This is a genomic window from Myxococcales bacterium, assembly GCA_016712525.1.
Lineage (GTDB): Bacteria > Myxococcota_A > Polyangia > Polyangiales > Polyangiaceae > JAAFHV01.
Window position 1 is genome coordinate 1,555,168 of record JADJQX010000008.1, and the last position, 18,304, is coordinate 1,573,471.

The 18,304-nt window shown below is 68.6% G+C and carries 23 protein-coding genes; 7 read left to right on the plus strand and 16 right to left on the minus strand.

From position 1 onward, the window contains the following. The first annotated feature begins 5 nt into the window (after nt 1–5). The 3 genes from IPK71_36160 to IPK71_36170 all read left to right on the plus strand — a co-directional run bounded on the left by IPK71_36160 (nt 6) and on the right by IPK71_36170 (nt 2,079). Nucleotides 6–386 (plus strand): hypothetical protein, encoded by a 381-nt coding sequence (locus tag IPK71_36160; protein MBK8219192.1) that lies wholly within the window; start codon nt 6–8, stop codon nt 384–386. Nucleotides 387–668: 282 nt separating this feature from the next. Then, nucleotides 669–1,196 carry a hypothetical protein gene (locus IPK71_36165; GenBank protein MBK8219193.1) on the plus strand — a complete coding sequence of 176 codons (528 nt, stop codon included), beginning with the start codon at nt 669–671 and terminating at the stop codon, nt 1,194–1,196. Nucleotides 1,197–1,338: 142 nt separating this feature from the next. Then, nucleotides 1,339–2,079, plus strand: coding sequence for an SDR family NAD(P)-dependent oxidoreductase (locus IPK71_36170; protein ID MBK8219194.1), 741 nt, complete (start codon nt 1,339–1,341; stop codon nt 2,077–2,079). A gap of 34 nt (nt 2,080–2,113) precedes the next feature. Here the strand turns inward: IPK71_36170 and IPK71_36175 are convergent, their stop codons facing one another. From IPK71_36175 to IPK71_36185, 3 genes are read right to left on the minus strand one after another with little or no spacing between them, the layout of a single operon-like run. Next, nucleotides 2,114–2,854 (minus strand): SDR family NAD(P)-dependent oxidoreductase, encoded by a 741-nt coding sequence (locus IPK71_36175; protein ID MBK8219195.1) that lies wholly within the window; start codon nt 2,852–2,854, stop codon nt 2,114–2,116. Next, nucleotides 2,851–4,191, minus strand: coding sequence for an FAD-binding oxidoreductase (locus IPK71_36180; GenBank protein ID MBK8219196.1), 1,341 nt, complete (start codon nt 4,189–4,191; stop codon nt 2,851–2,853). The genes IPK71_36175 and IPK71_36180 overlap by 4 nt, the downstream gene beginning before the upstream one ends. Before the next feature lie 31 nt (nt 4,192–4,222). After that, complete coding sequence (locus tag IPK71_36185; GenBank protein ID MBK8219197.1) at nt 4,223–5,239, minus strand: deoxyhypusine synthase family protein; 1,017 nt, start codon at nt 5,237–5,239, stop codon at nt 4,223–4,225. A 206-nt stretch (nt 5,240–5,445) separates the two neighbouring features. On the opposite strand from IPK71_36185, the gene IPK71_36190 reads away from it, so the two are divergent. Both IPK71_36190 and IPK71_36195 read left to right on the plus strand, forming a co-directional pair. After that, nucleotides 5,446–6,423 carry a prolyl oligopeptidase family serine peptidase gene (locus IPK71_36190; GenBank protein ID MBK8219198.1) on the plus strand — a complete coding sequence of 326 codons (978 nt, stop codon included), beginning with the start codon at nt 5,446–5,448 and terminating at the stop codon, nt 6,421–6,423. A gap of 58 nt (nt 6,424–6,481) precedes the next feature. Further along, entirely contained in the window at nt 6,482–7,045 is a 564-nt protein-coding gene (locus IPK71_36195; protein MBK8219199.1) for a Uma2 family endonuclease, read from the plus strand. 45 nt (nt 7,046–7,090) lie between these two features. On the opposite strand, the gene IPK71_36200 is transcribed toward IPK71_36195, so the two are convergent. The 4 genes from IPK71_36200 to IPK71_36215 are packed head-to-tail and all read right to left on the minus strand — an operon-like array spanning nt 7,091 to nt 9,360. Next, nucleotides 7,091–8,029, minus strand: a complete 939-nt coding sequence (locus IPK71_36200) for a hypothetical protein (GenBank protein ID MBK8219200.1) — start codon at nt 8,027–8,029, stop codon at nt 7,091–7,093. Between the two features lie 33 nt (nt 8,030–8,062). Next, complete coding sequence (locus tag IPK71_36205) at nt 8,063–8,344, minus strand: hypothetical protein (protein ID MBK8219201.1); 282 nt, start codon at nt 8,342–8,344, stop codon at nt 8,063–8,065. Then, entirely contained in the window at nt 8,341–8,544 is a 204-nt protein-coding gene (locus IPK71_36210) for an SRPBCC family protein (GenBank protein ID MBK8219202.1), read from the minus strand. Before IPK71_36210 ends, IPK71_36205 begins: the two co-directional genes overlap by 4 nt. Before the next feature lie 36 nt (nt 8,545–8,580). Further along, nucleotides 8,581–9,360, minus strand: coding sequence for a trypsin-like serine protease (locus IPK71_36215; GenBank protein MBK8219203.1), 780 nt, complete (start codon nt 9,358–9,360; stop codon nt 8,581–8,583). Between the two features lie 299 nt (nt 9,361–9,659). Here IPK71_36215 and IPK71_36220 point away from each other — a divergent pair, with 299 nt between their 5' ends. Together IPK71_36220 and IPK71_36225 are read left to right on the plus strand one after the other, a co-directional pair. Beyond that, the gene (locus IPK71_36220) at nt 9,660–10,025 is read left to right on the plus strand and encodes a hypothetical protein (protein ID MBK8219204.1); all 366 of its coding nucleotides are present in this window, start codon (nt 9,660–9,662) and stop codon (nt 10,023–10,025) included. Nucleotides 10,026–10,113: 88 nt separating this feature from the next. Then, a complete protein-coding gene (locus IPK71_36225; protein MBK8219205.1) occupies nt 10,114–10,782 on the plus strand; it encodes a hypothetical protein in 669 nt (222 codons plus the stop codon). Between the two features lie 8 nt (nt 10,783–10,790). On the opposite strand, the gene IPK71_36230 is transcribed toward IPK71_36225, so the two are convergent. From IPK71_36230 to IPK71_36270, 9 genes are all read right to left on the minus strand, one after another. Further along, nucleotides 10,791–11,348 (minus strand): hypothetical protein, encoded by a 558-nt coding sequence (locus IPK71_36230; GenBank protein ID MBK8219206.1) that lies wholly within the window; start codon nt 11,346–11,348, stop codon nt 10,791–10,793. A 217-nt stretch (nt 11,349–11,565) separates the two neighbouring features. Further along, nucleotides 11,566–12,384 (minus strand): transposase, encoded by an 819-nt coding sequence (locus IPK71_36235; GenBank protein MBK8219207.1) that lies wholly within the window; start codon nt 12,382–12,384, stop codon nt 11,566–11,568. Next, a complete protein-coding gene (locus tag IPK71_36240) occupies nt 12,354–13,010 on the minus strand; it encodes a transposase zinc-binding domain-containing protein (protein MBK8219208.1) in 657 nt (218 codons plus the stop codon). The genes IPK71_36235 and IPK71_36240 overlap by 31 nt, the downstream gene beginning before the upstream one ends. Nucleotides 13,011–13,113: 103 nt before the next feature. Continuing rightward, nucleotides 13,114–13,407 (minus strand): hypothetical protein, encoded by a 294-nt coding sequence (locus IPK71_36245; protein ID MBK8219209.1) that lies wholly within the window; start codon nt 13,405–13,407, stop codon nt 13,114–13,116. A 4-nt stretch (nt 13,408–13,411) separates the two neighbouring features. After that, on the minus strand, nt 13,412–14,092 hold the full coding sequence (locus IPK71_36250) for a hypothetical protein (protein ID MBK8219210.1): 681 nt from the start codon (nt 14,090–14,092) through the stop codon (nt 13,412–13,414). Between the two features lie 9 nt (nt 14,093–14,101). Beyond that, the gene (locus IPK71_36255; protein ID MBK8219211.1) at nt 14,102–15,589 is read right to left on the minus strand and encodes a hypothetical protein; all 1,488 of its coding nucleotides are present in this window, start codon (nt 15,587–15,589) and stop codon (nt 14,102–14,104) included. Then, nucleotides 15,576–16,253, minus strand: a complete 678-nt coding sequence (locus IPK71_36260) for a hypothetical protein (GenBank protein MBK8219212.1) — start codon at nt 16,251–16,253, stop codon at nt 15,576–15,578. Before IPK71_36260 ends, IPK71_36255 begins: the two co-directional genes overlap by 14 nt. Before the next feature lie 537 nt (nt 16,254–16,790). Further along, nucleotides 16,791–17,255, minus strand: a complete 465-nt coding sequence (locus tag IPK71_36265; protein MBK8219213.1) for a transposase — start codon at nt 17,253–17,255, stop codon at nt 16,791–16,793. A gap of 13 nt (nt 17,256–17,268) precedes the next feature. After that, the gene (locus tag IPK71_36270) at nt 17,269–18,237 is read right to left on the minus strand and encodes a transposase zinc-binding domain-containing protein (GenBank protein ID MBK8219214.1); all 969 of its coding nucleotides are present in this window, start codon (nt 18,235–18,237) and stop codon (nt 17,269–17,271) included. Between the last annotated feature and the right edge of the window lie 67 nt (nt 18,238–18,304).

Here is an 18,304-nt window from a genome sequence, read left to right on the forward strand (position 1 = left end):
CACGCGTGGAAGGCGACCGCATCCTCGTCGATGTCGTCGCGCACGACGTGCCCGAGCTCTCCGGCGCGGCCTTCCGCATCGCGCACCCCGCGTGGGCGAAGCTCGAGTCCCGCGAGGTCGGCAAGGGCTGGGCGCCCGAGGCGCTCCACCTCGTGAAGAACGCGAACGAGACCGAGATCGCGCTCGCCGACACGGTCGTCGGGAAGAAGGTCGGGCACCCGGGCGGCGCCTCGCAGAAGCTCGCGACGCTCACCCTCCTCGCCTCCGGCGCGCCGCCTCAAGCGGACCTCGGGGCCATCACCGTCGTCGGCGCACGCTCCGAGCTCCGCGACAAAGAGGGTGGCGTCGTGAAGTTCGGTGTCGCCGGCGCGAAGCTCACGCGATGACACGATGACGCGTGCCCGGATGCGCGCGCGGGGCCCTCACGACCTCGCGTGCGCACGCCCGGAGCGGGGCGCGAAGGGCTCGTTGTTACGGCGCCGGAACAACGACGTGATCGTCATGATATCAAGTACTTCCATGACACTCTGGGGCGAGACACTGCCACTCCGAGGCGGCTCGATGGCGCTCTCCGCGCGACGGTGACGTGCAATCATTGCGCGGGAGAGAACGATTCCTTCCGCAAGAGCTCCCTTCCGCGAAGGAAGCGGGTCCTCTACGGAAGAGGCATGTCTCTCCGTACCCTCGCGCTCGCCGCTCTCGCACCGCTGCTCCCCCTCGCCTTCGTGGCGTGTGACGGGGCCGCAGCTCCCCCCGCCGTGCCGCCCGTGCCCTCCGCTTCGGCGGCGCCCGCGGTGCCTTCCGCCGCGCCCGCGGCCTCGTCGGCTGCCCCCGCGGCCGCGAACGACGCCGTGCCCGCCACGTGGAAAGAGGCGAAGACCCACGAACAGCAGATGGCCTACATGAAGGCCAAGGTCCTGCCGGCCGCGCAGAAGGCGTGGGAGGGCAGCAAGAACCCCGAGGTCACCTGCAAGACCTGCCACGGCCCGAAGTACGTCGAGCCGAAGGCGTTCTTGCCCAAGCTCACCATGAAGGACGGCAAGATCACGGCCTTCGCGGAGAAGCCCGAGATCGCCAAGGCGATGGCCACGAAGGTCGTGCCGACGGTGGCCGAGGCGATGGGCGAGAAGCCCTACGATCCGGCGACGCACCAGGGCTTCGGCTGCGCCGGCTGCCACACGATCGAAATGAAGTGAGCGAAGCGCCCCTCTCCCAGGGGCAGCCATCGATCGAGGCCTCGTGGCGTTCGCGCCGCGGGGCCCTTCTTTTTTCGAATGATCGCGCGGACCTGCTCCGTTGCGCGCTGACGGCGCGCGGGGACCTTGGTAGGTTCGGCGCATGAAGACGCTCATCTTGGGTGCCACGTCGGCCATCGCGGCCGAGGTCGCGCGGCTCCACTCGCTCCGTGGGGACCGCCTCCACCTCGTGGGCCGGAACGCCGAGAAGCTCTTCGCCGTCGCGGCCCGCTGCGACGCGCGCGCCACCGTCACGCGCGAGACGTTCGACTTCACCGAGACTCACGAGGCCGAGGCGCTCGTCACGCGCACGATCGAGGCCATGGGCGGCCTCGACACGGTCCTCATCGCGCACGGAGACCTCGGAGATCAGCTCGAGAGCGAGCGCTCGTTCTCCCACGCCGACCTCATCTTCAAGACGAACTTCACGAGCGTGGTCGCGCTGCTCATCCCGATCGCGAACTACCTCGAGCCCCGGAAAAAGGGCCGAATCGGCGTGATCACGTCGGTCGCCGGCGACCGGGGGAGGCCGAGGAACTACACCTACGGCGCGGCGAAGGGCGCGCTGAACGTCTACCTGCAGGGGCTCCGCACGAGGCTCTACGCGTCGGGCGTCGCGGTCACGACGCTGAAGCTCGGCCCGGTCGATACGCCGATGACCACGTCGCACGAGAAGAACGCGCTCTTCGGCAAGGTGCCGGCCGTCGCGAGCGACATCGTGCGCGCCATGGATGCGAAGGTGGCCGAGGCGTACGTGCCGCGGATTTGGGGGATGATCATGCCCGTGGTGAAGAGCACCCCGGAGCCGATCTTCCAGAAGATCCCGTTCCTCTCGGGCCGCTGAAACGCGGTATCGCGGCCCGGCCGTTTCGCGCTCGTCAGAAGCCGATTTTGCGCATGACGAAGCGCGGGAGCCAGCGGATGACGAGCATCACGAGGGCCCACATGCCCGGCGTGTAGATCATGGGCTTCTTCGCGTCGAGCGCAGCCACCACGTCGCGTGCGACCTGATCGGGCTCGCCGGCGAAAGGCGGAGGCTTGAGGCCCGCGGTCATGCCCGTCTTGACGAAGCCGGGCTTCACGCAGAGCACGTGGAGGCCCTTCTCGAAGTACTTGTGATCGAGCGCCTCGAGGTAGTGCGAGAGGCCCGCCTTGCCCGAGCCGTAAATGGCCACGGGCTTTCGGCCGCGATCGCCCGCGACGGACGAGAAGACGGCGAGGCTCCCGCCCCCGCGCTCGAGAAGACGCTTGCGGACGTGCTCGCAGAAGACGAGCGTGTTCGCGTAGTTCACCGTGACGAGGCGGCGCGTGAGCTCGATGTCGGCCTCGAGCGCCTCTTGGGTGGCGAAGAGCGCGGCGGTGACGATGACCGCGTCGAACTTGCCGAGGGCTTCGTCGGCCTTGTCGAGCGCCTTCGCGAACGTCTCGGGCTTCTCGAGATCACAAATGGCGTACCCCGCGGCCTTGCCGCCGGTGCTCCGGGCCTTGAGATCGGTCGCGCTCTTCTCGAGGTCTTCTTCGCCGATGCCGAGCAAAAATACCGAGTCGCCGCGGGCCGCGAGGCGCTGCGCGATCGCGCGCCCCATGCCCGTCGTGCCGCCGAGAACCACTGCTTTCATGCCTTGTCTCCGAAGAGCCGCACCGACTGGGCGCTCCTCAATTTTCGCGTGGGGTCCCACTTGTCGCGCAGCGCGAAGAAGGCGGGGAGCCTGCGCTCCTCCATCTTCGCGAAGTGCTCGGGGCGCGTGAATTGGTCTTTGGTGAGGTAGATGCGGCCGCCGGTCGCGATGACGAACTCGTTCAACCGATCGATGATGCCCTGGAGGCTCGGCGAGACGGCCATGTCGATCGCGATCGACGTGCCCTCGAGCGGGAACGACAGGTTGGCGCGGCTCTCGGGGCCACAATCTTTGATGACGCAGAGGGGGGAGGCCCCGCCGAGCTTCGTGAGGAGGAACATGAACTCCCTCACGGCCGGCGCGCCCGCCGCGCGCGGGATCACGCACTGGTATTGCGTGAAGCCTCGCGAGCCATAAGCCCGATTCCACTCGAGGATCGCGTCGAGGGGATAAAAGAACTTCTCGGGCGAGACCAACGTCTCGAGGCGCTGCGGGAGGTGCCGCCAATAGTAAAGGGAGTTGAACAAACCGCCGGTGATCGGGTTGAGCGCCCAGTTGGGCAGCTCGACCGGGAAGGTGACCTGCGGGCCCTCGGCGGGCGGGTTCTTCTCGGCCTCTTCGGGCGTGGCCCAGCGGCCGGCCATGAGGATGCCGCGGCCAAGCGAGCTGCCCGTGGTGATGCAGTCGATCCAGCCCACGGTCATGGGCCAGCGCGGAGCGGCGTTGCCGAGGCCGCCGAGGAAGGTGTCGATGTCGGGCATGCGCTCGCTGTCCATCCAGATCCACGGGGACGGGATGCGGTGCATGGTGAACTCGACCTCGAGGATGTGCCCGAGCAGGCCCATGCCGCCGATGGTGCCGTAGAAGAGATCGGCGTTCTCGGCGGGGGAGCACTCGACCACCTCGTCGCTCGCGAGGCGGATCTTCATCGCGTGCACGTGCGCGCCGAAGCACCCGTCGACGTGGTGGTTCTTTCCGTGCACGTCGGACGCGACCATGCCGCCGAGCGTGACGTATTTGGTGCCCGGGGTGACCGGCGAGAAGAAGCCGCGAGGCAGGAAATACCGGTTGATCTCGGCGAGCGAGAGGCCGGCCTCGGCGCGCATGCGGCCGGTCTGCTCGTCGAACGAGAGGATGCGGTTCGCGAGGCGCGTGTTGACGACCTTGTCGCCCTTGGCGGCGGGGAGGGACGAGTCACCGTAGGAGCGCCCGAGGCCGCGCGACAACGTGGCGCCGACCGTGACCTTCTCGAGGTTCTCGGAGAGGATCTCTTTGCCGGGCTTCGGCAGGCGGCCCCAGCCGGTGAGCGTGGGCTCGGGATGGCTCTTTTGCGACATCGGACTTTCGGCGCCGCGAGGGCGCCCCTCCTCAGGAAAGGGCCTTGGCGATCAGCGCGTCGGCCTCGGCCGGGTGCCTCTTGCACTCGAGCAGAGCGTGCAGCACGAGCGGCGCCACGATGGTGGCGTCGGACTCGATGACGAACATGGGAGTGTCCTGGGTGAGCTTGTCCCAGGTGATCTTCTCGTTCGGGGTCGCGCCGGAGTACGAGCCGTACGAGGTGGTCGAGTCCGAGATTTGGCAGAAGTAGGCCCAGGGCTTCGCCTCTTCTTGCATGTCGTACTTGAGCGAGGGCACGACGCAGATCGGGAAATCTCCCGCGATACCGCCGCCGATCTGGAAAAAGCCCACGCCCTTGCCGGCCGACAGCTCTTTGTACTGATCGTAGAAGGCGCCCATGTACTCGATCCCCGACTTGGCCACGCTCGCCGAGACCTCGCCCGTCTTGGCGTAGGAAGCGAAGATGTTGCCGAAGGTCGAGTCTTCGTAGCCGGGGACGACGATCGGGAGGCCCTTCTGCGCCGCGGCGAGGAGCCAGCACTGGTCGGCCGGGCCCTTGTGGAGCTCGGGCCCGATCGTGGTGATGAGCTCGTAGAAGTACTCGTGCCAGTACCTCCGGGTGCCCGTCTCGTGGGCGTGCTTCCACATCGGGACGATGAACTTCTCGACGGCGCGGAAGGCCTCGTCCTCGGGGATCGAGGTGTCGGTCACGCGGCGCATGCGATCCTCGAGGATCTTCGTGTCGTCGGCCTTGGTGAAGTAGCGGTAGTCGGGGAAGTCTTTGTAGTGGTCGTGCGCGACCAGGCGGAAGAGCGACTCTTCGAGGTTGGCGCCGGTGACCGAGAGCCCGTGGATGAGCCCCTCGCGGATGGCCGGCGCGAGCGAGATGCCGAGCTGAGCCGACGACATGGCGCCCGCCATGGCCCAGAACATCTTGCCGCCCGCCTGGATGTGCCGGTGGTAGGCGACGATGGCGTCCCGCGTGGCCCGGGCGTTGAAGTTCTTGAAGTTCGTGAGGACGAGCTCGAGGGTGGGCAGGCTGGCCATGATGCGCCCCTCCATAACACGCCTACGCGCGCGTCACGATTCGGCTCACGACGCACGAAGCTGAACGCGCGTTCAATGTTCGTGCGCCGCCGCCGCCGGGACCTTCCAAGGGGCGCCCGAGGCGATCGTCCTCGCGGTCTGCTACGGTGACGAGTCGGCCGCGGCCGTCTTCTTCTCGTGCGCCCCTTTCGGAGGTTTCTCCCTCGATGTCGACCCTGTCCCGCGCCTCGCTGGGGGCGCTCTCGGCTTCGTTCCTCGTCGCGGTGATCGCCGCCTGCTCCTCGACCTCGTCCGACCCGGGCGCTCCCGACGGAGGCTCCGGGGACGCCGGCGTGGTCGTCACGCCCGACGGAGCCGTGGCCCCCTCGGACGGCGCCGCCCCGACCAAGGACGCAGGCCCCGGGACCGACGCGAGCGAGGTCGACGCCGAGCCCCCTCCCCCACCCGACGTGCTCGACGAGATGACCCTTCAGGTGGGCTCGCGCACACGCACCTACGGCGTGAAGCTCCCGAAGACCTACGATCCGGCCGTCTCGTACCCGGTGGTCATGGTCTTCCACGGGGACGGCGGAGACGGGCCGTCGATGTACGCGTTCTTCAAGATGAACGCGGCGACCGGCGAAGAGGCGATCGTGGTGTACCCGAGCGGCGAGGGGCAGACGTGGGACCTCTACACGCCCACGGCCTCGAACAAAGACGTCGCCTTCATGACCGCGCTCGTCGCGGATCTGTCGGCCAAGTACACCATCGACACGACGAAGATCTTCGCGTTCGGGTGGAGCAACGGGGCGTACTTCGCGAACCAGATGGCGTGCCGCAGGAGCGCGTTTTTCCGCGGGATCGCCTCGCACGCCGGCGGCGCGCCGTACGAGCCCTCGGACCCGAACCGCAAATGGCCGAACGGCTTTCAGCAGTGCCCAGGGCAAGCGGCCGTGCCGTTCATCGGGTTCCACGGGACGAACGATCCGGTCGTGGGGTATTCGGGCGGCGAGTTCTCGGCGACGTACTGGGGCTACGTGAACGGCTGCGCGGGCGCACGCACGGCGAGCACGCCGGCCCCGTGCGAAGAACATGCAAACTGCACATCGGGGAAGCCGGTGCTGTTCTGCCCGATCGGCGGCATCGGGCACGGCATCTGGAGCCAGGCCGCGCAGGCGAGCTGGGACTTCTTCAAGGCGCTCTGACGGCGCACGCGCGGGGCGCGGAGCTGCCCGTTCCACCCCGGCGTGGTAGCCTACGACCATGGCCAACGCGGCCGGCCGACGCGCCACGTACGAGGACGTCCTCGCCGCCCCTCCCCACGTCGTGGCGGAGGTGCTCTTCGGTGTACTTTACACGAGCCCGCGCCCGGCGCCCCGCCAAGCCCGGGCAGCGTCACGCCTCGGTGGAACGCTCGACGGCCCCTTCGATCGTGGGCGCGACGGCCCGGGCGGCTGGGTGCTCCTCGACGAGCCCGAGCTCCACCTCGGAGGCGACATTCTGGTGCCGGACATCGGAGGCTGGAGGCGCGAGCGCATGCCCACGTTCCCCTACGACGCCACGTATTTCACGCTGCCGCCGGATTGGGTGTGCGAGGTGCTCTCGCCGTCGACCGCGGCGATCGATCGTGGCGACAAGCTCGACATCTACGCCCGCGAGGGAGTGAAGAACGCCTGGCTCGTGGACCCCGTCGCGCGCACCCTCGAGGTCTTTCGCCTCGAGGGCGAAAAGTGGCTGCGCGTGTCGCACCACAAGACGGGCACCGAGGTGCGGGCCGAGCCGTTCGACGCGATCGCGTTCGAGCTCGACGTCCTCTGGCCCGAGTGACGAGGGGCCGCGTTCTCGGCCGCGGGCGAGAGGCGAGGTACCCCCTCAGGGCACAGGCGCGGACTTGGGCAGGAACACGGCGTACGAGCTCGGGCCGAGGGTCATGAGCACGGCGCCCTGCGTGTGGCGCTCGGGCTTGTATTTGCCGTACCACGCGAGCCCCTGCCACGCGGGGGTGTCGCGGATGCCCTCCGGCGCGACGAGATCGATTTCCATGTATTTTGCACCGAGCTTCTTCTCCATCTCGGGGCCGAAGCTCCACGCCTCGTGGCCCTTCTTCGGGGTCACGTCGTTGTGGAGGGCGCCGCCGTAGGCGAGGAGGAGCGACTCTTTGCCCTCGGTCTTCTCGAGGAAGGTGCGCATGTCGTTCGCGGTGAGGCGCGCGATCATCTGGAGCATGGCGTCGACGTCGCCCGCGCCAGCGTCGAGGATCTTCGCGTACTCGTCGCACGGGGGGACGAGCACGTGCGGCCTCACCCCGAGGCCCTTGGCGACGTTGCCGAGGGTGACGAACTCGTTCTGGTTCGTCTCGGCCTGGGGCGCCGCGACGGCCTTCTGTTGGGTCGCGACCTTCTGCTCGGTGGCCTTGCCGCAGCTCCCGTTGGCGACCCACAGCTCGATGAGCAAGTCGGTGGCCTTGCCCTTGAAGAGCGGGAGCATGCCCTCCGTGAAGCGCTTCGTCGTCGAGGGGAGCTTGGGGCCGTCCTTCTGGGCGTGGGACTCGCCGAAGGCCATGATGCGCGGCTTCGTGTCGAGGAGCTTCTGGACCGCGGCCTCGGCCGACGGGAAGACCTCGCACGGGGCACCCTCGCAGGGACCGGCCACGGTGGGCGGCGGCGCCGAGGCGGCCACGGACACGGGCGCCGACGGAGTGGACGGAACCGTCTCGGCGGGAGGGCTCGGCGGAGACTTGCAAGATGCAAGCATCGACAGGACGAGGACCGACGAGGAGAACGTGCCCGCGCGGAGCGCCTTTCGCACCATGGGCGGCATGGTACGGGAAGCTGCTCGGAAATGTCAGCGGTACGGCGCGGCGGTGCGCTGCTCGACGAGCGCCTTGAGCTGTCGAAAGCTCCTCGCGTAGACCTTCTGCGGCCCGCGCTCGGGCTCCTCGGCGCCGAGGAGCCCGGGGGAGCGCGCGAGGAGGCGGAGGAGCCCCGCGTCCTCGACGAGCTCACTCGACGCGCCGAGCCGCGTCCCCCCCGAGGACGGAGCGAGCTCCACGCGATCCATGAGGACGAGCTTGTCGCGCACGCGCGTCTCGAGCGCGAGGAGCGCCCCCGGGCGGAGCCGCGTCACGTAGGTGGTGGCCGAGATCTTCTTCTTCCCGTACGTGAAACGACGTCGAAGCTCGAGCCCTCGTCGAACGTAGGGGCGCCTTCGTGCTCGACGCCGACGAGGCCCTCGACCCACGCCAGGTACGCGGCCGCGTCGGAGAGGACCTGGAAGACGAGCTCCGGCTTGCGGGGAATGTCGAGCTCCGCGGAGAGGTAGATCACGCCTCTCCGGTATACCTCCTCTCCGCGCGGAGCGGATCAGCGAGCGGCCGCGAGGGCCTCGTCCACGAACGGGGCGTTCTCCGGGTGCGCGAGGGGCGCGAAGTAGTTCGCGCGCTGGGACGTCTCCGAGCACCACGCCTCGCCCCAGCTCAGAATGCCGGATATCTCGGTCTCGCCGGGGGCGACGAGCGGACCGCCCCCGAACCCGAAGCACACGTTGCCGTCGCGCGCCGTCCCTTGGATGAAGCCGCGCGTGTCGAAGCCCGCCTTCGTGCAGACGAGGGTGCGGCTCTTCAGGTCCGTGACGGCCTCGGCGCGGGTCTTCGGTCCGTATCCGATGGTCTCGTAGTCGCAGCGCTCTTTGTGGGTCACGACCTTCAAGGGAGCGACCTCGGTCACGGGGCGCTCGAGCACCAGGTAGGCGAGGTCCGTCGGGTGGCCGTGCATCGGATCGTACCCCGGGTGCACCACCACCTTCGCCGCACGCACACGGCGAAGATCGGCCACGCGGCCGATCCCGAACGCGACGCCGTACTTGGCGGCGTCCGCTCCGTAGGCGAGCTCGACCTCCTTCGGGGACAGGATGCAGTGCGCGGCGGTCAGCACGATCCTCGGAGACACGAGTGTGCCCGTGCAATGCGCGCCGGTCGCGCGGCCCGGCACGTCGTCGATGACGTAGCCCACCGCGGACGCCGCCTGCGCGACGCCGTCCTCGCTCGTGTCGGAGGCGCCGCTGGACGCCTCGGCCGAGCACCCGACCGTCAGCGCGGCGGAGGCGAGAGCGACGAGGAGCGCGAGGGTGCGACCGAGGCCCATGGTAGAAGCCTACGGGACGCCCCTCGACGGACCAGGTATTTCGTCGAAATCATGGCCGTTTTCGTCGCCCTTCGTGCGCGGCGCGCCCACAGGTGGGAGAGCAGTGCCCGAGGTGAGGCGGTCACGCCGATCCATTTCGTCCAGTTCCTGGACCGCACGGCGGGACGGCCGACGCGAACGCGCCCGTCGACGCCGCGACGCCTCCCCCGCCGCCGCTCGTCGTACGCAACGAGCCGACGAAGCTCGCGGGCGGGCACGTCATCGCGGGCCCGTGTGTCACGCCGGCGATGGACGCTTCGGTGAAGAGCGGGAAAGGCGAGAGTCGCCTCGACCCGGACTTCTTCACGCCCTCGTCGCACGAGCTCGACGTCGACGGCGACGGGACCCCCGATTTCGTGCTCAACGGCGGCGCGTCGCGCACCATCATGAACCTCCGCGTCTACCTGAAGCGCGGCACGTGCGGCTACGATCTCGGCACCCTCGAGGCCGAGGGGGCGCCGGAGCAGCTCGCGACGAAGACGCTCGGCCTCTTCGATATCCGCGTCATCCAAGATCTCTGCGCCGCGAAGACGCGCACCAATCGCTGCGAGGTGGTCTACAAGTTCGACGGCCGACGCTACCGGCCGGTGTCGTACGCGCCGAGCAACCGTGGCGGCCTCTTCTGAGTTTGGCAGGCTCGTCGATGACGACGGACGGAAGTGAATCGAACGGGAAGCGAACCACCAGCGCCTCGCGGGGGTAAGCTTACGCCGCATGGCGGCGACGGGACACGAAGGGATGATTCGCGCCGCAGCCATTTGCCTCGCGCTCACGCTCGCGGCGGCCTGCCGCGAGAAGCGCGATGGCGCCGCCCCCGACGCGGGGGCTACCGCGAACGTCGACGCGTCGATCGCGGCGCCGTCGGCCCAGCCTCCGCCGATCCGAAGCGCCCCACGGGCACCTACGCGCGCCAACGCGACGTGCCCCGCGCCGAAGCCGGGCACCACGAAGGTGTACGCGTCCGCGAACGGCAACGACTGCATCATGCGCGGCGGAAAGCCCACCGCGGTCGACAGCGCCGGACGAATCGCGGCGCACCGCCACCCCGCGTCGGTTTGCGTCGACGACGATTGCACCACCGACGCGACGTGCGGCGCCGACCGCGTGTGCGCGTGCGCCGGCCCGGACGCGAGCACGCCCGAGGGGCACCCTCGCTGCATCTTCGGGAACTGCACGAGCGACGCCGACTGCGATGGCTTCGCGTGCGTCGAGGCGACCGCGCTCGGCATTCCGACGCGACCCTCGGCGGCCCTCGGCGTGCTGGGCCGCTATTGTCGCTCGCGGAGCGACACCTGCCAGAACGACGCGCCGTGCCCCAACGCGCAGCAAGGCGAGCGCTGCCTCTTCGTCGACGGCGCGTTCCGCTGCCACGTCGCGCGCTGACCCGAGCGTCAGGATCGCGCGAGGCCGCGATCGTACCAAGTGAGCATTTCGATCGCGCCGGGCCCGCGGTTGAACGGGTAATCGTGAGGCCCCGGCACCTCCAAGAAATCATGATCGAGCGCTGCGCTCCGCATCGCCTGCGACGTCGCGGTGACCACGCGTCGGAAGTAGTCGCGATCGCTCGTGAGGAGTCGCAGCTTGAGCTTCGGGTTCGACGCGCGGGCGAGCTTCAAGGCCTCTACGAACTGGGGAATTTGCGGGTCGTCGATCGCGGCTTGGAGCGAGCCCACCATCCCGAAACAATCCGGGTTGCCGAGGCCCACCCGGAGCGCCATCGCGCCGCCGAGCGACACGCCGTCGATTCCGGTCGCGTCGCGCGAGGCGAAGACCGGGAGCTCGCGCCGCACCCGCGGGAGCAGCACCTCCTTCACGAAGTCTCCGTAGTCTTTGATCGCGAGTGGGCTCTTCAGGTCGACGTCCGGCAAATACGGACACACCACGACGAGGCCCTGGTAGGCCGCCGCGGCGAGATCTTTGTTGTGCTGCGCGAGGCGCTGGGGCGTCACGAAACCCTCGAAATCCTCGGTCGTCAGCGGCGGGGAGCGTAAGTAAATCAAGGCACTTTTCAGGGGTGTCGGCTGGGCTCGCGGGGATGGCGTTTCGCGACCTTCCGGGGTCGCGGCGGCCGCGCCGAGGCGGTCTCGGTCCTGGCACGGAGGTTGCCGAACCCCACCAAGCGCCATGCCGGCGCAGCGCGGCCTTCGGGCGCCCCTTGCGCACGTTCTACTCGGCTGCCTCGACGCTACCGGCACCTCGACGGAGGACTCGACTTGCCCAGTACGGAGGCCCTCGAGCGGGCGTGCGCTTCGGCACGTCGGTGGGCTCGCCAATGCCCCGCAGGTACCGAGCGACGCTGGTCGGATCGGTGACGAGCGCGAGCAGCTTCATCCTTCCGCTGCAGCACGGGCAGGTCAAAACGTCGAACCCAAAGGTCCGTTTAAGAAGCTCCGCCCACGGACGATAGCCGCCTCGGCGCGGTCTCTCGGGCACGTCCACCGTGGGTATTGGAGCAACCGCCGGCTTCGGCGCCAGACGAGCCCGAACCTTACTCGCCGACGCGAGCACCCCCGCATACCGAACGGTGTGCAAGCGCGGCGCGGGTACCGACGCCGCGAGACGGCTGAGCAGCGAGAGTGGATCCATGTCCACCGCCACCGTGCCGTCCGAAAAAGGCTTCTTCAGCGTGATCCGGACGAGGCCGTCAGGCCCTCGGGTCACGCGTTCCTGCGCGACCGCGGGGCGCAACACGTACTTCAGCAGTGCCTCCCGGCCAGCTTCGTCGTGCCCACCGGCCCGCGTCGCCGCGTGGAGGGTGAAACCATCGAGCGCGACACACAGCGGGCGCTCGAACACCATGGGTCGGCACTCGAAGAGCAGCGCGCCTCGGCGCCACTCCGGACCGGCAGGCGGCGTAGTGCCCGAGACCGCCGACGCCGCGAGCACGGCCCTCCCGTCGCCCTCATCCTCGGAATCGCTGTCCTCGACGAGAAGGCCCCGACGACGAAGCCACTTCACCATCCGGTCGCGCGTGCGCTCCAGCACCGCCCCACGTCCCGCGTCGACAGGTGCCGAGCGGCACGGAAGTCGAGCTCGTCGCCCTTGTCCCGATACGCGCCGTCGAGGAATACCGCGTGCACGTGCGGGTTCAGCTTCAGATCGGAAGACGTGCGCTGAACCGCGACCACCGCTCCGCTCTGTCCGCGTGGAGGTCCACCACCTCGTTCGCGGTAGAAGCCGAGCACGGTCTTCACGAAGATCCGCGTCAGCGCCGACATCAGCCGGCCGTCGTACCCAAGGCGCTTTCGCCACGCAAACGGCACCGTGAGCACCCACTGCCGCAGATCCACGGGTGGCAGCACGTCCTCGATGAGATGCGCCGCGGTGGCGCTCATCTTCCGACCAAGGCACGACGGGCAGAAGCCTCGTCCCTTGCAGCTGAATGCCACGAGCCGCGTCTCGTCGCAGCTCCCGCACGTGAGCCGTGCGAACCCATGGCATAGAAGGCCGCACTCCAGATATCCCTCGAGCTCCTTCTTCACGAACTTGGGCAACGCGATCGCGAGTGCCCCGTCCTCCACCGCGCCATACAGCGTGTTCAAGTTCTCCTGCACCACATGGTAGAGCGTGCTCCTCTCCGGTCTTCGACGCTCGTAGACCCGAGAAGCCACGTCGGCCGCTCAGCAAGCCCAAGGCCCACGCGACGTCGTGCGAACACGTGTTCGGAGCCCGCACCGGCAGACGGCGGAAACGAGAGCGCTTTTCTGGTGGGGGCTACCGGCGAACGACGCGAAGGCGTGGGTTGCGTACCGGGGAGGGCAGCGTCACCCAGTCCCGCCCTTCGCGACCGACCACGAGCACGGACCCACCGGCGAAGCGCTCGTCGTGGACGCGCTCGACGCTCGCCCCGCTGGGCCACGCGCCGAGGAGCGCCTTGCACTGTGGCGATGTCTCGAACTCCTCGCGCGAGACGGTCTCGGCGAGAAGCTCCTCGTTCTCGTAGACGTTGGCATCGGCGACGATGTTACGGCCGACGGTCTCGCGCAGAATGCGGATCGCGCGGAGCATCGGGCTACTCGTCTGGGCCCGGCGGCAGCGCGCTGCCCTCGCGTGCGTAGTACCACCAGATGAGCGACTCGACGATGCGCACGCGCGAAGCGTTCGCGAACGGCTCCCCGGCGACGCTCGCACGTACCGCGTCGAGAGCACCTCGCGCGGACACGATGTCGTCGCGCATGAGCGCGAGCAGCTCGAAAGCATACTCGCCCCAGCTCGCCCGTTGCAGTCGACGAAACCGTGCTTCGTCCGCGATCGATGTGGCGTACCAGTAGTAGTACTCGACCACGCTATCGAGGACTGCGAGGAGCGCCGGGCGGAAGGGGTAGAGGATCTTCGTCGCTCGCGAGATGCTGATGTCCTTCTCAACGACGAGGTCGAAGAGGCCGACCAGGGGACCGCGAATCGCGTCGAGATCCACGTCTTCAAGGGCCGCCTTCGGCAACTTCACGAGGAGCGCATTGATCGCTGGGCCTTTGGCGGTCACGAGGCGCTGCCACACCGCGTAGGAGAGGCGTGCGCCGAGCCGGTTCGCGCGCTCCACGTCGGCCGCCGTCACCGCGTCGGGGTCCGGTGGAAGGTCGCCGTCGTACTTGCTCCACGGCCACTGAGCGAACTTCGCGCGCAGCATTCCCGTGGGGTCGGCGAGGCGGAGTCCGCTGCGGAGGTGAAGCTCGTTGGGTGCCGGGTTGTTCATGTTTCGCCCTCATTCGTCGTCGTCGTCGTCATCGTCGTCCGGGTCGAAGCCGCGCTCACGCATCATCGCGGCGAACTCGCCCTCGATGTCGTCCGTACCGTCGTCGTCATCTTCGTCGGCCTCCTCGTCGTCGTCCCCGCGATCGAAGACCGAGACCTTGCCGACCAGCTCTTCCAGATCGGGCCGATGCTGCTCGAAGTGCTGAAGATGGCCGCCGCGCTGCGGGTCAGCGTCGAACACGGCGACGTCGCGGAACGTCTTCCCGAGCCGCTGAAGCACTCGCTCGCGCTTCCTCCCGAGCTTCAGCAGCCGTTCAACCCGATCGCGCCACGAGACGAGCGCGACGATCGCGCGGGTGTACTGGTCGTGCTCCCGGTCGTAGCGCGCCTCGTCCTCCGCTTCGAGACGACGCGCACGCCCCGACAGGATCGCCAGCACGATGGCCAGGACGACCCCGAGGCCGCCAACGGGTGAATAGGCGATGGCCCCGAAGTAGAGTCGATCGGTCCAGGGACCATCCTGCGAGTAGAGCGCGCCTCCGGCGAAGATCGCGCCGATTCCGATGACCCACTTCACCGTCGTCCCCGCGGCAGTGGAGGATGGCGACCGCGCGCCCGGGCGCGACGGCGGGCGTGCTTGCCCGAGGTAGTTCCATGCCTGTTGCGCAGCTTCGTTCGATGGCTTGCCTCCGGGTAGCTCCGCGACGATGCGCTCGCGGTCGTCGCGGTCCGTCGAACTGAACTGCTCCACGATGTGCTCCGGGATCGGAGGGGGCTTCTGCGCCTCGTAGCCCGCCATCTCGGAGCGGAGCGCTGCGATCTCTTCGTCGACCGCGCTTGCTGACATCGGGGCGTCGTCGGCGTCTACGCCCTTCTCATCGAGCGCTTCGAGCCCTTCGGCGATGTCCGTGAGCCAACGGCCACGCTCGCGGCGAAGGCGCACCCATGAGCGCATGCTCTCGACGTTGCCCGCACCGAGCGCGTTTTCGGCCGCGGCGGCGCCCTCATCGAGCGTGTCCACGAAGTCCGTGAACTCGGACTGCTGGGACGGGTGGAAGCTCGTCGGAGAAAGCAGCCGGGCTTCTGCTACCAAGAGGCGCCATTCGAGCCACGAGCGCGTCGAGTCAGATGCGCCGGTCCGGCGTAGCGCGCTCGCACGGCGCTTCATCTCGTGCAGCTTGGTCGCGGACTCCTCGTACCGCTCTTCGCGCTCGCGCTGTTCCTCATGGCGCTCGCGCTCCATCTCCTCCGCGCGCTCCGCAGCGTGTCTCGCCGCAGCGGCTTCCTTCTCGACGCGACGATGATGCCGCTCATCCTCGGCGCGTCGGGCGCGCTGCTCGCGTTCGCCGCGTTCGGCTGCTTGACGGGCGGCGCGAGCCTCCCCCTCCATTCGCCCTTGATGTTGCTCATCGCGGCGCCGCTGTTGGTCTTCGCGTTGCTTGACCGGACAGTTCCATTGATTGTGATCGTACCTGCCGCAGTACCTACAGGCGTCCATAGGTGCCTCCCCCGAGCGTCCCCTGACGCTCGTCGAGATCGGCCACAGCGATCAAGGCCCGCGCGCCGGGAGCGGATGTCACGAAGATTCCCGCGCCCACGAGCGCTTGTGGGTGGGTCGCGTCCAGCGCGTCGACGAGTTTCGACAGCTCGCCGAGTCGGACGCCCTCGCCCACGTACGCGGCGAAGATGCCGGCACGCCTTTCGAGGCCGTCGAGCGGAACCCGCGCGCAATCCGCGAGCCAGGCGGCGACGTCCGTGGCGACGTACACGCGGGCCTCCGTCCGCGATGCCCAGAACGCGAACTCGTCGGGGTGAAGACAACCGAGGTGGTCCCAGCCGAGCACCCACCGGAGGCCAGTCTCGACGCATTCCTCCGCCGTCGCGACGCGCAACGGAGGCGGCGGCGAGCGGTGCGCCGGCCGGACACGCATGGTGCGGCCGTCGAGGGAGACGACGACGGCCGCATCTCGCTCGACCGCGACGTCGACGTCGATCAGGGGATCGGCGTCGGTTGCGTATTCGCGTGAGCCCGCGAGCTGCCATCCGAGCTTGCACGCCTGCCATCGGGTGCGCTGGTCGAGCAGGTCGTCGACGGTGCGACGCGCGGCAGAATCATGAGCCGCGAGCACGACCCGCCACGCACGGCCGGTGCAGACGCTCACGACCTCCACGGCGCGCTCCCGCCAGGGCTCGCCCTTCCTCGGATCTCCAGCATGCTCACGACCTCCACGAAGACGCACCGCACCCTTACCCGTGGTCGCCGAATGGTGGCTCGGCCCGAAGGCCGCCGTTGCGGTGGGTGCGCCGCGCTCGTGGAAGCGAGCAACTTTACCGACGACGCGATGAGCGTACGCGGCCGATCGACCGCCGGTCAACGGCGGAGGCGCCGGGCGGGTCGAGGTCAGCGGCTCCGAACACGTGTTCGCGTTGCCGTTCACGACCGATAACTACATCAAGTCTGATGTTTTATCAGCACGCCCGATCCGGCGACGCACGTTCAGGTGCGTCCCCGAGAGGAGCGTAAGTAAATCAAGGCACTTTTCAGGGGTGTCGGCTGGGCTCGCGGGGATGGCGTTTCGCGACCTTCCGGGGTCGCGGCGGCCGCGCCGAGGCGGTCTCGGTCCTGGCACGGAGGTTGCCGAACCCCACCAAGCGCCATGCCGGCGCAGCGCGGCCTTCGGGCGCCCCTTGCGCACGTTCTACTCGGCTGCCTCGACGCTACCGGCACCTCGACGGAGGACTCGACTTGCCCAGTACGGAGGCCCTCGAGCGGGCGTGCGCTTCGGCACGTCGGTGGGCTCGCCAATGCCCCGCAGGTACCGAGCGACGCTGGTCGGATCGGTGACGAGCGCGAGCAGCTTCATCCTTCCGCTGCAGCACGGGCAGGTCAAAACGTCGAACCCAAAGGTCCGTTTAAGAAGCTCCGCCCACGGACGATAGCCGCCTCGGCGCGGTCTCTCGGGCACGTCCACCGTGGGTATTGGAGCAACCGCCGGCTTCGGCGCCAGACGAGCCCGAACCTTACTCGCCGACGCGAGCACCCCCGCATACCGAACGGTGTGCAAGCGCGGCGCGGGTACCGACGCCGCGAGACGGCTGAGCAGCGAGAGTGGATCCATGTCCACCGCCACCGTGCCGTCCGAAAAAGGCTTCTTCAGCGTGATCCGGACGAGGCCGTCAGGCCCCTCGGGTCACGCGTTCCTGCGCGACCGCGGGGCGCAACACGTACTTCAGCAGTGCCTCCCGGCCAGCTTCGTCGTGCCCACCGGCCCGCGTCGCCGCGTGGAGGGTGAAACCATCGAGCGCGACACACAGCGGGCGCTCGAACACCATGGGTCGGCACTCGAAGAGCAGCGCGCCTCGGCGCCACTCCGGACCGGCAGGCGGCGTAGTGCCCGAGACCGCCGACGCCGCGAGCACGGCCCTCCCGTCGCCCTCATCCTCGGAATCGCTGTCCTCGACGAGAAGGCCCCGACGACGAAGCCACTTCACCATCCGGTCGCGCGTGCGCTCCAGCACCGCCCCCACGTCCCGCGTCGACAGGTGCCGAGCGGCACGGAAGTCGAGCTCGTCGCCCTTGTCCCGATACGCGCCGTCGAGGAATACCGCGTGCACGTGCGGGTTCAGCTTCAGATCGGAAGACGTGCGCTGAACCGCGACCACCGCTCCGCTCTGTCCGCGTGGAGGTCCACCACCTCGTTCGCGGTAGAAGCCGAGCACGGTCTTCACGAAGATCCGCGTCAGCGCCGACATCAGCCGGCCGTCGTACCCAAGGCGCTTTCGCCACGCAAACGGCACCGTGAGCACCCACTGCCGCAGATCCACGGGTGGCAGCACGTCCTCGATGAGATGCGCCGCGGTGGCGCTCATCTTCCGACCAAGGCACGACGGGCAGAAGCCTCGTCCCTTGCAGCTGAATGCCACGAGCCGCGTCTCGTCGCAGCTCCCGCACGTGAGCCGTGCGAACCCATGGCATAGAAGGCCGCACTCCAGATATCCCTCGAGCTCCTTCTTCACGAACTTGGGCAACGCGATCGCGAGTGCCCCGTCCTCCACCGCGCCATACAGCGTGTTCAAGTTCTCCTGCACCACATGGTAGAGCGTGCTCCTCTCCGGTCTTCGACGCTCGTAGACCCGAGAAGCCACGTCGGCCGCTCAGCAAGCCCAAGGCCCACGCGTCCTCCTTGGAATCTCGCGGGCTTGCGCTCGCCGC